We start from the raw sequence: 1,018 nt of genomic DNA, 5'->3' as shown, positions 1-1,018 counted from the left end.
CGGGGGCCGCCGCGCTCTGGGCGGCGGGGGCGCCGTCACCGATCGGGTCGCCGTGTCCGAAGACCGCCGTCCGGAACTCGAGTTCGGCCAGCCGGTGCAGTGACTCGACGGCGCGGGCGCGGTCGGTGTTGAAGACGCCCGGCATGGTCCGGCCGACGTTGGCGACCGCGTCGCCGGTGAACAGCACCCCGGGCCCCGGCAGATGGAGGGCGATCGAGCCGTCGGTGTGCCCGGGCGCGGCGACGACCACCGCCCCGTCGCCGAAGTCCAGGACGTCGCCGTCCCGTACCTCCCGGTCCACCCGGCACGGCGGGGCCGGCGGCAGCGGCGGGAGGGCCGCCCGGATCGGCCGCTCGAACTCCTCCAGCACCGCCGGGGCCCCGACCGCCTCGCCCCGGATCACCGGCGCCTCCAGCCGATGGGCCACCACCTCTGCCCCGTGCCGGGCGGCCAGTTCGGCGGCCGAACCGGTGTGGTCCTCGTGCCAATGGGTGAGCACGATCCGCCGCAGCGGCCCGTCCAGGGCGTCCTCGATCTGTGCCGCACAGTGCGCCGTCCCGGTGTCGATCAGGGTCAACCCGCCGCCGTCGCGCCACAGATAGGCCGCTCCGACCGGGAAGCGGAGCATGCGCAGGCCGGGGCGCACCTCGATGATGTCCATGTCGCCCACTCTGCGCCGTCGCGCCGGTCGCCGGGCCGCTGTTCGCCGACGGCTCACCGCCGCGCCGTCCCAAGGCCGTGGAGCGGACGTCAGGGTCGGGGCGTCCAGCCGGGCGGGGTGAGGCCGGTGTCGTCCAGGATCTGCCGGACGGTCTGCTCCAGGCTGCTGGTCTGCGGGACGACGTGCTCGGCGCCGCCCGGCACCGTACCGCTCGGTGCAGCTCCCGGTGCGGTCCGGGCCGATCGCGTTCGGCCCGGGGCGGGTGCGGGAGACGCCGCGGCACGGGGCCGGCGACGCCGGGCGGCCATTCCCCCGCGGCCCCCCCGGCGGCGGCCCCGGCGGGGCGGCCCCATCACC

1 protein-coding gene is annotated in these 1,018 nt (G+C 77.5%); it reads right to left on the bottom strand.

Going from position 1 to position 1,018, the window contains the following annotated elements:
* Positions 1-661: MBL fold metallo-hydrolase (locus ACFV0G_RS39635; protein WP_380558869.1), on the bottom strand; the 661-nt coding region annotated here is incomplete at its 3' end.
* Between the last annotated feature and the right edge of the window lie 357 nt (positions 662-1,018).

Origin of the sequence: Kitasatospora sp. NPDC059571, assembly GCF_042735675.1 — a bacterium.
Taxonomy (GTDB): domain Bacteria; phylum Actinomycetota; class Actinomycetes; order Streptomycetales; family Streptomycetaceae; genus Kitasatospora.
Note: the sequence above shows the minus strand (reverse complement) of the source record. Positions and strands in the feature narration are given on the sequence as shown.